This is a genomic window from Fibrobacter sp. UWB7 (genome assembly GCF_900142945.1).
Taxonomy (GTDB): domain Bacteria; phylum Fibrobacterota; class Fibrobacteria; order Fibrobacterales; family Fibrobacteraceae; genus Fibrobacter.
Map to the genome: position 1 here is coordinate 262358 of NZ_FRCO01000002.1, position 14662 is coordinate 277019.

The window sequence follows — 14662 nt, forward strand, 5'->3', positions numbered from 1 at the left end:
TTTTTATGAAGATTAACGAGAAGTGGCATAAGCACATCTTTGCCGGTATCGCTGGCTTTATTGCTTTGATCGTTTACATGATGACGATGGCTCCGACGGTCTCTTTCTGGGACTGCGGTGAATTCGTCGCTTGCGCCAACACGCTTGGCATTCCTCATCCTCCTGGAACGCCGTTCTTCGTGTTCTTTGCCCGTGCGGTCATTCTCCTTTTGCCGTTCGTGGGTGAAATCGCAAAGCGTGTGAACTACATCTCCGTGGTGAGTTCTGCCGCAACGGTCTATGTGACAGCCCTCTTTGCCTGGGAACTTTTGGCAACAGTCCTCAAAACGGACGCCCTTGCCGAAAAGATTTCTGAAAAGATGCGCACGTTTGTGCTTGGCACTGCCGCTCTCGTCGCTGGCTTCCTCCTCACGTTCTCCGATACGTTCTGGTTCAACGCGGTTGAAGCCGAAGTCTATGGCGTCGCCATGCTCATCTTGATGCTTGTCTCTTACCTCGGTCTCGTGTGGTACAACAAGCGTGATGAAGCGGGTAGCGATCGCATCCTCATCTTCATTTGCTATATCGCATTCCTCGGTGTGGGCGCTCACCTTTACACGATGCTCACGGTCCCGGCTGTGTTTGCCTTGCTTCTCGTGGCTCAGCCGAAAAAGATTGTCGAACGCATTCCTATCTGGATTACGGGTACGCTCCTTTGCTCCGTGATTTACATGGTCTCTGCGTTTATTGAAATTTCCCTGGTTAGCCTTGTCGTCCTTTCTGTTATTGTCTTTGTTCCTGCGATCAGAGCTGCTTTCCCGGCTCGCGTGAACCATGCGTTCAAGCTTTCTCTCGCCTTTGCATTCTTTGCTTTGGTCGGTTACAGCACGCACCTTTACATCCCGATTCGTTCGGAACTTAACCCGACGATTGACGAAAACGACCCGGAACTCAACATCCGCGACGAACAGGGCAACCTCCAGCTCGGCAACCTCTTTGAAGCTAAGAACTGGGATGCCTTCAATGCGTTCATTGAACGTAAGCAGTATGGTTCCGAAAGCATGATTTCCCGTGCTTTCTACCGTCGTTCCCAGATTGCTCATCAGGTGCTCTCTTTCCCGAGCATGAGCTATGGTGGTTACCAGATGGCCCAGTACCTCCCGTATAAGGTGGGTGGGGTGAACTATGCTAACGGTGTCTATACGTTTGACGCTTCTGAAAATGAACCTGTCGAACGTCTTGGTATCAAGTTCCCGACGCAGATGTCGTTCATGGGCGACAACACCTTCTTGCAGTTCCTTTTCTTCTTGCTGTTTAACGGCCTCCTTATTGCTACTTGTGTGTATGTCTACAAGCGCAATAAGCATGTCGGTATTTTCGTCTCGACGCTTTATGCCCTTTGCTCTCTTGGCCTCCTGTTCTACATCAATTTTGCCGATGGCACTCGCATGGAACAGCGTGACCGTGACTACTGGGTAAATGCCATGACTCGCAATGTTGCTGATTTGAACAATGCTGGTGCAGGCATTACGTCTCTCCCGGATCCGAACGAACTTATCGATCTCCGCCAGACGATTGACTACTCCAAGCTCGCTATCGAACGCCTTCGCATGAACAATGCTCCGGCTTCTCGAATTGCTGAATTCGAAAAGAAGATTAGCGATGCCGAAAATACGTCTGCTTGGAGAAATTGGCAGAAGATTGAAGAAAGCTTTGCCCGTTTTGGTCAGCGCGCCCCGTTCCCGGAAGCGGTCCACATGGAAGTCCGTGAACGTGACTACTTCTATACGCCGGCATTCATTTTCATGAGCATGATTTACGGTATTGGTGCGGGTATTCTCGTGCTGCTCGCTGCAACGACTGCATCGACAATGGCTTTTGCATCCCCGATTGCCGCCGCACTCGTGCTTGTGTCGTTCCTGGTTCCGTGCATTTCGAACTACAAGGAACATGACCGTTCTGGTCTTTGGGTTCCTTGGGATTATGCCTACAACCTCCTCAACAGCTGCCGTCCGAATGCTATTCTCTTTACGAATGGCGATAACGACACGTTCCCGCTGTGGTTTGCTCAGGAAGTTGCCGGTGTCCGTAAGGACGTTCGCGTGGTGAACCTTTCCTTGGGCAACACGGATTGGTACATCAAGCAGATGCTCACGAACGAACCGATTCTCAAGCTTTCTTACAACAAGGAATCGATCGACAACGATATGGTCCTTGACAATAGCAGCGCTAACAATCCGAATCACCTCGTTTCTACTTGGGTTCGCCGTGCCGAAACGCTCAAGCCGAAGCTCAAGGAACGTATCGACCAGATGGAAGCTGCAGGTTTCCTCTCCGATGCTGATTCTGCAAAGCTTCTCCAGTTCAAGGTGAACTACCAGGTTTGGGATGCATTCCTGGATTGGGCCAAGAGAAACCGTTCTAGCATGATGCTCACGCAGTATAAGCTCGTGATTGATCTTGCTCTCCAGAACATGGATCGCCCGATTGAAATCTCGACGACGGTCGGTACGTCTAACTTCATGGGTCTTGAAAAGTACATGGTCCAGGAAGGTATGGTCTATAACCTTGTAAAGGGCGACCTCACTCCGCGTCAGAATTCCTTTGATGCCAAGGCTACAGCAGCCATGATCGATACCGTTTACAAGTTCCGCGGTCTCGGTGACGGTTCTGCTTACATCAATTCAGAAACCGAACGCTTGCTCAGCAGCTATGTCTCGCTCTACTTGCAGATTTCGTTTGACGCTCGTGAAAAGATTGCTGCCCTTGTCTCCAAGAAGCCGTTTACCTACGCCGACAAGGCTGAAGTCGAAAGCATTGCCACGAACGCTGCTAAGTATCTCGAACTCGGCATGTACCAGTTCCCGAGAGAATGGCGCAACTACTGGGCTGCTTCTTACGTTTATGCCTCTGCAGGCATGAAGGCTAAGGCTCTTGAAGTCGTAAATCGTGGTCTCGAAAACATCCCGACTTACGATGGTCCGGGCCGTAGCCGCTTGAAGATGAGCCTCCAGCAGATTGAAGCGATTACCGATGATGTGCTTAAAGTAGATGAAGAACCGGTGACAACGCCGGCTACTGATGCTGCTCCTGCTGTAAATTAGTTCTCGAGGTATTGTCATGGATTTGAGCTTGGTTATCCCTGTTAAGGAAGAAAGTGAAAATCTTCCTGAGTTGATGAAGGAAATTTGGGCAGCCATTCAACCGACCGGTATGGAATTCGAGGTTATCGTTATTGATGACGGTAGCCGAGACAATACCTGGGAAGTGGTGGAGGACTTGGCGAAGGAATACAACGCAAAGCCGGGTTCTTCGGTAAGCGCATTCCGTTTCCAGTTCAACTGCGGCAAGGCTGCCGCTCTTGCCCTTGGTTTTTCCAAGGCTCGCGGCAAGTACGTCGCAACGCTCGATGGCGACTTGCAGGATGACCCGCTCGAAATCCCGAAGATGATCAAAATTCTCGAATCCGGTTACGACCTCGTCTCTGGCTGGAAAATCCGCCGCCTTGATCCGTGGCACAAGACGATGCCTTCCAAGCTCTTCAACTTGACCGTGTCGATAGTCTGTGGCAAGCGCTTGCACGATTTCAACTGTGGCATCAAGGCTTACCGCAGTTCCGTGGTTCGCTTTATCCAGCTTTACGGCGATTACCACCGCTTTATCCCGGTCATGGCAAAGTGGCAGGGCTTTCGCATTACCGAGATGCCGGTGGCTCACCGCGCTCGCGTTCACGGCGTCTCGAAGTACGGTGTTTCCCGCTTGGTGAGCGGGTTCCTGGACTTGGTTTCCCTCATGTTCATGCGTAGCTTCTCTTCGAAGCCGCTCCATTTCTTTGGTCTGATTGGGCTTATATTGATGCTTTTTGGCCTTGGCACTTGCGGCTATTTTGGCTATGAATGGATCCAGACGGGAGCAATGCATGTTCGTCCGCTCTTGTTGGCTGGCGCATTTTCGCTTGTCATGAGCATCCAGTTCTTCTCGCTTGGTCTTTTGGGCGAGATGATGAATGGCAATAAAAAGAGGACTTATCCTGTTTCTGATGTCATTGGCGAACTGTAATTTTGTATAGATTTGTGTTTAGAGAGGTATTTAATGGCGTTTCCTAAGAGTTTGGTAATTGTTCCGACATACAATGAAAAGGAGAATATTCTCCTTATCATGTCGGCGATTTTGGAACAGAATGAATGTCTGGAAATTTTGGTAGTGGACGATGGCTCCCCGGATGGTACGGGCGACCTCGTTCAAGCCGAAGCCGACAAGAATCCGCGAATCCACTTGATCCGCCGTAAGGGTAAGATGGGCCTTGGCTCTGCTTACGTGATGGGTTTCAAGTGGGCGCTCGAACGCGATTACGAACGCGTGTTCGAAATGGATGCCGACTTTAGCCATTCTCCGACCGACCTGAACCGCTTTTTGGAAACTGCAGAAGATGCTGACCTCGTGCTGGGTAGCCGCTATCAGGATCACCGCATTAGCGTGGTGAACTGGGACTTGCGTCGATTGATTTTGAGCTACGGTGCAAACGTCTACACGCGCATTGTGACGGGTCTCCCGATTAGCGATGCAACGGGTGGCTTCAAGTGCTTCCGTCGTGAAGCTTTGCAGGCTTTGAACCTCGACAAGATGAAGAGTGACGGATACTGCTTCCAGATTGAAACGACTTTCAAGATTTGGAAGAAGGGGCTCCGCGTCAAGGAAATCCCCATCATCTTTACGGACCGCACCCGCGGCACTTCCAAGATGAGCGGCGGAATCATCTCCGAAGCGTTCTTCCTTGTGCTCAAGCTTCGTCTCGGACTCGCTTAGGTCTGCGCATCTCGTCATCCTGAACGCGCAGCGTGAAGGATCCAGTTAATTTTGGAATTGTCAACTTGCCTATGCTTTCTTGTTCAGTCATTATCATTGCTTATAACTCTTGCGACTTCATTCCGGCATGCCTCAAGTCTGTGCGCGATGCTTGTGAAGGAATCGATTCGCAGATTATCGTTCTGGATAACGGTTCCACCGAACCGATTATTCCCGAAATCAAGAACTTCTTCCCGGAAGTGGAATGGATTGACTCCAAGGAAAACCTGGGCTTTGGTAAGGGCTGTAACCTTGCTGAAAAGCATGCGACCAAGCCATATCTGTTCTTTATCAACCCGGATACGATTATCTCGAAGAACGCCTTCCGCGAAATGCTCAAGTTCATGGAAGAGCATCCGGAAGCGGGTACGGTCGGCTGCCGCATCTTGAACGAAGACGGTACGCTCCAGTGGGCCTGCCGCCGTTCTTTCCCGACGATTGTGTCTGCGGTCTCAAAGACGATTGGTCTTGCGGCGATGTTCCCGAAGAGCAAGACGCTTGCCAGCTACAACATGACGTACGCTGACCCGGACGAGATGATTGAAGTCGATGCCATTAGCGGCTCGTTCTTCTGCATCCGTCGAGATGTCTATGAAAAGCTGAACGGCTTTGACGAAGACTACTTCATGTACGGCGAAGACTTGGACCTCTGCTTCCGTACAAAGCAGATGGGCCTCAAGAACTATTACACGCCGGTCACGAACATCTTGCATTTCAAGGGCCAGAGCTGCCGCACGCGCCGTTGGGGTTCCTACGTGGACTTCTACAAGGCTATGCTTATCTTCGTGAAAAAGCACAAGGACCTTTATTTTGTCCCAAATTTCCTCGTGTCTTTCGGTATTTTATTTGCTGCGTTCGTGGGCATGTTCTCGCGCCTGATTCCGAAATTCTGGAAGATGTTCCTCGATTTGGGCGTTGTGGCGATTTGGGCGTTTTTCATTCTCTGCTATGAAACAGGCGTGTTCTCGACATGCCTTGATTGTGCAGGCAAAAGCGATGTCATCATCCATTCTGGTTCTGAAGACTGGATCCTTGCTATTTTAGCTGTTGTTTTGAACATCGTGTTCCTCATGTTCCGTGGGGAATATACGGTATCCAGTCTCGCGGGCGAAAAGTTCTTGCGTTACTTGATTCCGTTGAACCTGCTTATTGTCGGTGGGTATTCGGCATTCCGCTACTTTACCCAAACGCCCGTTGTCGATGGTGCTACAACTTATTTGCCATACGATTCTCATTGGATTACCTTGGCAGTCTGCTCCAGCCTCTTTATCCCGCTTGCGCTCCTCGCTTGGCGTCGCATTGCGTTTTGGATAAACTATTTCTACCGTATTTTTGCGAAAAAACGCCACCGTTCCATCTTGCTGGGTGGTCGCGAAGATTCCCTCAACAACTGGTTCGACAGCTACAACGTGATTCCGGGTATCGAAATTCTCGGCTGCGTGAGTTCTGAACCCGAAAAGTTGAGCGAAGAAAACCGCAAGCACCTCCTTGGTCCTCTTTCGGACATGGAGTCCATCTGCAACCGCACGGGCTGCCGCGAGCTTTTGGTGGTCTCGAATTTTTCGGGTTACCGTGAAGAATTCAACATGAATTGGCTCGATAAACTGGGGATGTGCGTCTATTTGCTCATTGGAAATGGCAAAAACGGCAATTTTGCCCTTGTAAACCTCAAATATCTTCGTTAAATCGCTCTTTTTTGTAAAAATTGTGTTATTTTTTTGATGAAATAACAAATTTGAAAGGTCTTATGCTCGATTCTAAATTGTTAAGTATTCTTTGCTGTCCGGAAACTCGCGAGCCTCTTTCGCAGGCGGGCGAGGATTGCATCGCTCTTTTGAACAATGCTATTAAGGCTGGTACGCTCAAGAACGTTGCTGGCGAAGCTATTACTGAACCCCTGACCGAAGCGCTTACGACTCCTGATGGATCTCGAGTCTATCCAGTTCGTGAAGGCATACCTGTACTTTTAGCGGACGAAGCTGTTCTTCTTCCATTGGAGTAATGATGGCTGTAACGTTGGATTCTCTTAGAAAGGCAGTAAAAAAGAATAAGGGGCGTTCTCAGGCTTTGGCCTGGCTTGCCGATATGGAACGTGCTTCGGGTGATTACGAAGCTGCCCTCAAGACTGTGGATGCCGCACTTGCCGCATCGCCGTCCGATGTTCCTGCTATGTTGGTTCGTGCTAGAATATTAGCAGGTCAGCAGGATTTTGCCGGTAGTATTACAGAATACAAGAAGGTGCTTGCAAAGGACCCGTTCTGCCTTTCTGCCCATAAGCGGATGGGTGAATCCTACGATAAGCTAGGCAAGGAAGTTGAGCGTAATGCTTGTTTCCGTCGTGTCCATGATATGGACCCGCTCGATCCGTTCTGGAAAGATGAATACGACGTTCTGCCTGAAGAGGATCAGACGCTTGTTGCTCCGCCGATGGACGATAGCTCGTTCACGATGGATGTTTCCGATGATGCTGAAAATGCAGAGGGTGGTGAAGACAACATCTTTGCAAACCTCGCTGCGTCTCTCCCGAATACAGACGAAGAAGACAATGCCTCGATGGATGACTTGCGCAATTCTCTGAACTTTGCTTCGGATGAAATTGCAAGGAATCCCGATGGTACTGAAATTCCGGACTTTAGCGGTCATGTGCTGAATTCGTCCGAAGTTTCTTCTGCTATTTCTGGAATCTTGGGCGGTGATGACGATCTTGATGTGGCGGAGTCTGGTGAAAAAACTGAATCTGCGACATCGTCTCTGTTCTCGCATTTCTCGGATGAAGAAGAAAAACTCGATGTGGTGGAAGAACCGAAGTCCGAAGATGTTGCTGAAGAAAAGTCTGATGATGAATTCAGTCTTGACAGTTTGGACGAACCGCAAGAGTCGGATGAAAAATCGACGAACATCGATGACGCATTCTCTTCGCTCCTTGGTGATGATGAACTGCCGGAAGAAGCTCCTGCTGCGGAACAACCTGTGGAGCAATCCGCAGAAGAACAGCCTGCAGAACAGGTTGCTGAATCCGTTGCCGAAGATCTCGGTGCACCTGATGAAGAACCGACAGATGAAGAAAACCTAATTGGTTCTTCTGATAGTGGTATTCCTTCGACGCATATGGACTTCTCGGATGAAGAAGATGCTGGCGAAGCCAATCTTCTTGATTTAGATGAAACTCCGAAGTCTGAAGATGTTAAGTCTGAAGAATCTACGACGAATGTAGACGATGCATTCTCTTCACTTCTTGGTGAAGATGAACTTCCCGAAGAAAATGCTACTGCGGAATCTTCTGACAACTCTGATTCTGAAGCTGAAATCGCTCTGGAAGAAGTCGTTGAACCGGCTGCAGAAACAACGGAATCTACCGAGGAAACTGAAGAAAAGCCTCTTGAAGAATCCGTTGAAGATTCCTTCGATAACTTGTTTGAAAAGTCTGCTGAAACAGAAGATAACTCTGAATTGACTTTGGATGAACCGGCTGCTGAAAAAAAATCTGATGAAGATTCTTTTGGAAGCTTGTTCGAAAAATCCGCAGATGCTGATTTTAGCCTGAATGATGAGACTCCGGCAGAAGCAGAAAATACTGCTGAGCCCGTTGCAGAAACTCTGGCTGCCGAAGAAAAATCTGATGAAGATTCTTTGGGTAGCTTGTTCGAAAAGTCCGCTGATGCAGACTTTAGCTTGGACGATGAAACTCCGGCAGAAGCTGAAAATAGCGCTGAGGCTGTTGCAGAAACTCCGGCAGAAACCGAAGCTGCTCTTGAAAAGGCTCCGGAATTTGTTCCGTCTGAATCTGCTGAAAATATTGCTTCGGCAGAAGGTCTTGTTCCGACATCCCATATGGATTTCTCGGATGAAGAAGACTTGCTGAAAGAAGGCGATGAATTTGTCCTGAACTTGGATGAGGAAACTCCGGCTGCTAAAGAATCTACTGAAGCTCCTGTTTCTGAATCGCTTGAAGAACCCACCGCCGAAGAAATTTTGGAAGAACCCGTTGCTGCAGAAGAGCCTGTTGCAGAAAAGCTTGAAGAACCGGTAAATGAGGCTGCTGCTCCTGCTACGGAAACTGCTGAAGAAGATACTGCAGCAGAAGAAGTGGATGGTGCTTTTGATGCCCTCTTTGGTGATGAAAGCCAGGAAGCTACGGGTGCTGAAATTGAAGAAGCCTCTGTAAAGGATAGCGTTGGCGACTCTTTCGATAGCATTTTCGGTAAAGACGAAGATTTGGATTTGCCGGAAGAAAAGTCCGAAAAATCCGTTGCTGCAGAAGAACCCGTTGCAGAAAAACTTGAAGAACCGGTAGCAGAACCTGAATCTGCTGAACCAGTCGCTGAAGAACCGGCTCCGTCTGCCGAACTTGATTCCATTGACACTGAAGTTTCCAATGCCTTCAAGGGGCTCTTTGACGAAGACGACTCTTTGCCAGAATCGGATGAACCGAACAATAATGGTGTCGATTACCTGATGTCCGGCGATTCCGATGATGAAGTGGCAGCAAGTCTTGTTGAAAATGCCGAAGCTCCGCTTTCTCGTGGCGCTGTTGATTTGGACGATAGTCTGAATACGCGTACGCTTGCTGACATTTATATGGAACAGGGCGTTTACAATAAAGCTCTTGAAATTTATTCGGACCTCGCCAAGAAAAATCCGGATGATGCCGAAATAAAGGCTCGCCTGGAAGAAGTCGAAAAGCTTTGCCGCGAAAAGTTTGGAGAAGGCTGATATGGCTGAACTTCGCATAGAACAGCTCTTGCGCGAGATGGTAAACCGCAAGGCGTCTGACTTGCATTTACGAGTTGGCGTTCCGCCGGTTTACCGTATCAATGGGGCATTGCAAAGACTTTTTGATGTGCGCATCGATAGCGCTATGATGGATTCCTTCTTGGATGATATCATGAATCGCGATCAGAAGCAGCGTTTTGAGGCTAATAAGGAATGCGACTTCGCTGTGGGCGCTCGTGATATGGGACGCTTCCGTGTGAACGTGTTCCGTCAGCGTGGTACAATTGCTGTTGTGATTCGTCATATCAAGGCTGTGATTCCGGCTTTTGAAGACCTTCATTTGCCCGAAGTGATTCGTGACTTGGCTTTGACTAAGCGCGGTCTTGTGCTTGTGACGGGTACGACGGGTTCTGGTAAGTCTACGACGCTTGCTTCAATGATTGACTATATCAATCAGAAAGAATCTGTGAACGTCATTACGGTTGAAGACCCGATCGAATATCTTTATAAAGATAATGTCGCGATTATCTCGCAGCGTGAAATTGGCGTGGATACGCTTTCTTATGCGAATGCGCTCCGTGCAGCGCTCCGTCAGGACCCGGATGTGCTCCTCGTGGGCGAAATTCGTGACCTTGAAACGATGCAGATTGCGCTTACCGCAGCTGATACGGGTCACATGGTCTTTGCGACCATCCATACGACGAATGCTGTGGAAACGATTCACCGTGTGCTTTCGATGTATCCGCCGCACCAGCATGATGAAGTGCGTCTTTTGCTTGCGGAAGTCTTGGCAGGCATTATTTCGCTCCGTCTTTTGCCGACTAAGGATGGCAAGGGGCGAGTCCCGGCTGCCGAAATTCTCGTAAATACGGGCGCTATCAAGGAATACATCCAGGACAAAAACAAGATTGACATGGTGGAACAGGCTGTTGCCGAAGGCCACATTCAATACCATAGCCAAACGTTCGACCAGGCACTTTTGGAACTTTACCAAAACGAGCAGATTTCGCTTGAAACGGCAATGAACGCTGCCACGAACCGCGATGACTTTGATCTTAAGATTCGTGGTATTTCTGGTACATCTGACCGCGGCTGGATGTAATTAGTAGACAGTAGGCGGTAGGCAGTAAACAGAATGCTCCTGCAATAAATTTACGATTTCTGAATTTGAAAAAGGCGAGCATAATTGCTCGCCTTTCTAGTAACTAATGACTATTGACTAGTAACTGCGGCTATGCCGCACTACTTCGTATAAACGCAGCGATCGGTGCTGTTGCCGAAGCAAGTCTTGGTCATGCCGCTCACGCTGCTCACGACGCCCGGCTTACCTACGCTAGAAACCATCTTGCTACCCGAGAAGCTTGGCTTGAACGCGATATCCGATGTGCCATAATAGCTATTGGTGTCGAAATTAACGCTGTATTGTGTACCTTCTTCGGAATTGTTTGTGCCGAATCCAAGGAGCTTGGCGTTGCCGGAGATGGATGTTGTTCCGTCGGAATCGACCATGCCGCCCATACCGCCGTTCATACGGCATTCCACGATGATGACGCCTTCGGTGATGCTGATGCCACCATTGCTGTCGATGCCGTCCGTGTCGCCTGTGCCGACGTAGATGTAGTGGTAACCGCCAGAGACCTTGAGATTCCCGGTGCTACCGCCCATGCCACCGCCTGGGAATCCACCGCCGCCAAATCCGCCGCGACCCGTATTGCCACCGGTTGTAGTGCTTGTGCCGCCAGCTGCGTTCCAGCCATCGTCCGTGGTAATCACGCTCGTGATGCCGCCTTCGAAGTTCATGTCTGGAGATTCCATGCCTTCATAAGCGATGGTCACGCTCACGTTGGCGTTGTCCTTGACGTAGAGTGCTTTTTCGGCGTGAACACCGTCGTCGTCTGTAGCGATGGTCATTGTGCCGCCGCTGAGAGTAATTGTGCCACTGCTGTGGAGACCGTCGTCACGGCTGTTGATGTCGATAACGCCACCGCTAATAGTGATGCTCGAATCGCCCTTGATGCCCTTCATGCTTTCGGTGGTGGAGCAGGAACTGCCGCCCATCCCGCCAAAACCGCCCATTCCGCCGCGTCCGCCGGTCGTGCTGGTGTTCAAGCTGAGGCAGGATTGTCCGCCGCCAGATGTAATCTTGATTGCCGGTGCTGTGGATTCTCCATTGGCGACGACAACGGCGTTAGCTGCCGTGATGCCGTCAAAAGCGGATGTGACGGTGATTGTACCACCCGTGATTTCAATGGAACCCTTGCCGTTTGCCAAATCAGTTGCGTCTTCGGTATCGCTCTTGATGCCGTCGCCTTCGGTCGTAGTAATGTTGATGGTTCCGCCGCTGATTTCGACAGAGCCTTTACCCTTGAGACCGTTGTTCTTGGCGTTCACGGTGATGAGACCGTTTTTCACCTTCAAGTCATTGCTGGTATGGATACCGTTGTTGTAATTTGCCTTGACGATAAGTGTACCTTCACCTTTGATGGTAAGGTCATCCTTGGCGTAAATGCAAGCGCCCGTCGTATCGGTCTTGGCTTCGCCGGAGTCATTGGTGTAGTTGTAAGTCTTGGTGCGCGAAGAACCGTCCGTGAATGTGTTGGTTGTGCCGTTTTTGGCAACGACAAAAGCCTTGCTTGCTTTTTGCACGTAAATCGGAGCGTCCGCGGTGTTTGTGAGCGTGAGGCCCTTCATGTTCAGGTAGACGGAACTATCCGTCTTGGCGGTGTTCACGAGAATCTGGGCGTCGCTACCGCTGTAAGAACCGCTAAAGTCGTATTCACCACCGCATTTGATAGTCACTGTACCGCCTGTAACGGAGACGCAGTTGCCAGCGTTTGTAGCTGTGGCGCCACTTGCGGCGTAAGTGATTACAGGGCGTTCCCCGGTGTTGCCACTAACTTGTTCAGGCTGAGTGCTGGAGGAACTTTGCGTAACAGGAGCGCTCGAAGAGCTTTGTGCTACAGAAATGCTTGAGGAACTCTGTACGCTCGGTATCGTCGAGCTGCTAGAATTGACGGCCGGGGCAATGCTGCTCGAAGAAGCGGTTACGGCGCTGCTTGTGCCGTTGCTTGCACTACTTGCGTTGATGGCGCTACTTGTCGGAACAATTTCAGAACTGCTAGAAACTGTAACGTTGCCCGAATTTGTGGCGCTACTAGTTGCACTGCTGATTTCGTTGCTAGCGCTACTTGTTGGATCTTCCAGAGAACCCGTTTCCTGGCTATCGCTGGAGGCGATTTCTTCGGTGACGTTGTAAAAATCTACAGCCGAAGTCGAGTCCGAGCAGCCGGAGTACATTGCTAATGAAAGGCTCGAAATACAGCCCATGGTCAGAAACTTTTTATTCATAGAATATCTCCCATTCAACATTTTCTTAAAACTTATATTAGATGAAATCGCTTTTAAATGTGTGTATTGTTCTTTTTTACGGACATTGAAATTTTAAGCGGAACAAAAAGTTCCGTACGGAACGAAAGGGCTCAAATTTTCCATTTTTGGCGAATCCGGCGAGTGAAAATGCTAAATTTGGAAAATGCTTTTAAAGAAAATATTCCCCTTTTTGTCTTGTTTTTTACTGGTTGCAGGTGTAAGCGAATCGAAGGCGGCTTCGCCGGTTATTGAACCGGAACATTCTCGTAACTTGCGTAATCTGGAAACCGCTCCGATGTTGTTCGAATACCATCGACAGACGACAGGAAATAACCTCCAGTATTTTACTTATCCGCGCAGGGATACGACATTCCGCAAGAATTTCACGAAAACGGAAAGCAACGCTCTTCTCTATTTTGATAATGTTCATGGAGCGGGGATTTTAGGGAATGGGCTTTCTGTTAAAGATTCGATTCCGAGAATTGCTATTGCGGCTAGTATTATTGGCGGCATTGATTATCGTAGTGGAGAATCACTCGGCGACCAGGTTTGGACAGGGCGTGATTATCGTGTTTCTAATAAATCCGTTGGTGATACGATTTGGCCGGGCGTTGATGGCGGTATTTACTTGCGCGGCTTTGTGGATTCTGTGGACTTCGTCTTGGATGCCCGAATTTATAGCGAAGGGCATTCCGCCAAGTCTCCGAAATCTTTTGATGGTGAATTTTTGGAAGTTCAGCACGAAGAAAATAATTCCGGTGTGGAATACACAAGCTATGCCCGTTACCGTACACATTTTGCTTTTAACTATGACTGGTTGCGTTTGGACTTTGGTCGAGACGTGATGCACTGGGGCCCGGGCTACTACAATAACTTGTCCTTGAACCAGTTTGCGCTTCCGTATAATATGTTGAGCCTCGACATGATGATTGGCCCTCTCCGCGTGATGAGTTTTTATGCGGACTTGCGCATTTACAATAACAGCATGAGCATGTCGAACAAGACTACGCGAAATCTTTTTGGTCATCGCTATGAACTAGCTGTAGGGAATGCAACGTTTGGTATCAGCGAACTCCAGGTGCTTTACGATAATATGAAGCCATGGCTTTTTATTCCGACCGCACCGCTGTTTATGGAAAAGGGGAATTATTCTGAAAACAGCAATAACGGATCCATTTCTTTTGACTTCAACTATCGCTTGTTTAATGCGGTGCGCCTTTATACGGAATTTTTCCTGGATGATATGGAATCCCCGATTAGCTTGATCCGTAATGACAACATTGAAGCGAAATGGGCTTGGATGGCGGGGTTCCAGGCGGGTCATGATTTTTATTACAAAGGACACAAGATTGAAGCGGGTACGATTTTTGAATACGCCCGTGTAGAACCTTATGTGTACACGCACTTTGAAAAGAATACCGCTCAAGTGGCGCATCTCGGATTCCCGTTGGGCAATCAGGGTGGTCCGAACAGCCGAACGATTGACTGGAATGTCTTTGCCCGTCTGGATGGTCATATCTTTGCTTCTGTTCGCCAGACGTGGTTTTGGAAGGGAACGGATTATGGTAGCGCTGTGAACGATACGACACCAAAGAATCATTTAAAAATTCCCAAGAAGTTCCTCGATGGTGCCAAACTTCAGTATATGCTGTCTCCTGCGATTTGCTATGAAGGTGGTCGTTTCTCTTTCTTGGGCGAGCTGACGTTGATTGATGATAAAAAAGCGTATATCCGCGCTGGATTCAAGTGGTAGAGT

The 14662-nt window shown here is 49.1% G+C and carries 9 protein-coding genes; 8 read left to right on the forward strand and 1 reads right to left on the reverse strand.

The genetic code is table 11. From position 1 onward, the window contains the following. Positions 1–5: 5 nt before the first annotated feature. From BUC30_RS06640 to BUC30_RS06670, 7 genes are all read left to right on the forward strand, one after another. The gene (locus BUC30_RS06640) at positions 6–3083 is read left to right on the forward strand and encodes a glycosyltransferase family 117 protein (protein ID WP_073424117.1); all 3078 of its coding nucleotides are present in this window, start codon (positions 6–8) and stop codon (positions 3081–3083) included. 16 nt (positions 3084–3099) lie between these two features. After that, entirely contained in the window at positions 3100–4038 is a 939-nt protein-coding gene (locus BUC30_RS06645; RefSeq protein ID WP_073424118.1) for a glycosyltransferase family 2 protein, read from the forward strand. A gap of 33 nt (positions 4039–4071) precedes the next feature. Continuing rightward, the gene (locus BUC30_RS06650; protein WP_073424119.1) at positions 4072–4785 is read left to right on the forward strand and encodes a polyprenol monophosphomannose synthase; all 714 of its coding nucleotides are present in this window, start codon (positions 4072–4074) and stop codon (positions 4783–4785) included. Positions 4786–4817: 32 nt separating this feature from the next. After that, a complete protein-coding gene (locus tag BUC30_RS06655; protein WP_244536524.1) occupies positions 4818–6509 on the forward strand; it encodes a glycosyltransferase family 2 protein in 1692 nt (563 codons plus the stop codon). Between the two features lie 62 nt (positions 6510–6571). Beyond that, the gene (locus tag BUC30_RS06660) at positions 6572–6826 is read left to right on the forward strand and encodes a Trm112 family protein (RefSeq protein WP_073424121.1); all 255 of its coding nucleotides are present in this window, start codon (positions 6572–6574) and stop codon (positions 6824–6826) included. Continuing rightward, complete coding sequence (locus BUC30_RS06665; protein ID WP_073424122.1) at positions 6826–9537, forward strand: tetratricopeptide repeat protein; 2712 nt, start codon at positions 6826–6828, stop codon at positions 9535–9537. Before BUC30_RS06660 ends, BUC30_RS06665 begins: the two co-directional genes overlap by 1 nt. A 1-nt stretch (position 9538) precedes the next feature. Further along, positions 9539–10639: a type IV pilus twitching motility protein PilT gene (locus BUC30_RS06670; protein WP_073424123.1), complete on the forward strand. Its 1101-nt coding sequence runs from the start codon at positions 9539–9541 to the stop codon at positions 10637–10639. A gap of 140 nt (positions 10640–10779) precedes the next feature. On the opposite strand, the gene BUC30_RS06675 is transcribed toward BUC30_RS06670, so the two are convergent. Continuing rightward, complete coding sequence (locus BUC30_RS06675; protein ID WP_073424124.1) at positions 10780–12885, reverse strand: carbohydrate-binding domain-containing protein; 2106 nt, start codon at positions 12883–12885, stop codon at positions 10780–10782. Positions 12886–13069: 184 nt separating this feature from the next. Between BUC30_RS06675 and BUC30_RS06680 the strand changes: the two genes are divergently transcribed. After that, on the forward strand, positions 13070–14659 hold the full coding sequence (locus tag BUC30_RS06680) for a hypothetical protein (RefSeq protein ID WP_083555595.1): 1590 nt from the start codon (positions 13070–13072) through the stop codon (positions 14657–14659). Positions 14660–14662 lie beyond the last annotated feature (3 nt).

What these genes read in the sequence shown, in the direction of transcription:
- BUC30_RS06645 (WP_073424118.1), top strand. Translation starts at nt 3,100, where the DNA reads ATGGATTTGAGCTTGGTTATCCCTGTTAAGGAAGAAAGTGAAAATCTT.
- BUC30_RS06640 (WP_073424117.1), top strand. Translation starts at nt 6, where the DNA reads ATGAAGATTAACGAGAAGTGGCATAAGCACATCTTTGCCGGTATCGCT.
- BUC30_RS06680 (WP_083555595.1), top strand. Translation starts at nt 13,070, where the DNA reads ATGCTTTTAAAGAAAATATTCCCCTTTTTGTCTTGTTTTTTACTGGTT.
- BUC30_RS06660 (WP_073424121.1), top strand. Translation starts at nt 6,572, where the DNA reads ATGCTCGATTCTAAATTGTTAAGTATTCTTTGCTGTCCGGAAACTCGC.
- BUC30_RS06665 (WP_073424122.1), top strand. Translation starts at nt 6,826, where the DNA reads ATGATGGCTGTAACGTTGGATTCTCTTAGAAAGGCAGTAAAAAAGAAT.
- BUC30_RS06650 (WP_073424119.1), top strand. Translation starts at nt 4,072, where the DNA reads ATGGCGTTTCCTAAGAGTTTGGTAATTGTTCCGACATACAATGAAAAG.
- BUC30_RS06675 (WP_073424124.1), bottom strand. Translation starts at nt 12,885, where the DNA reads ATGAATAAAAAGTTTCTGACCATGGGCTGTATTTCGAGCCTTTCATTA.
- BUC30_RS06670 (WP_073424123.1), top strand. Translation starts at nt 9,539, where the DNA reads ATGGCTGAACTTCGCATAGAACAGCTCTTGCGCGAGATGGTAAACCGC.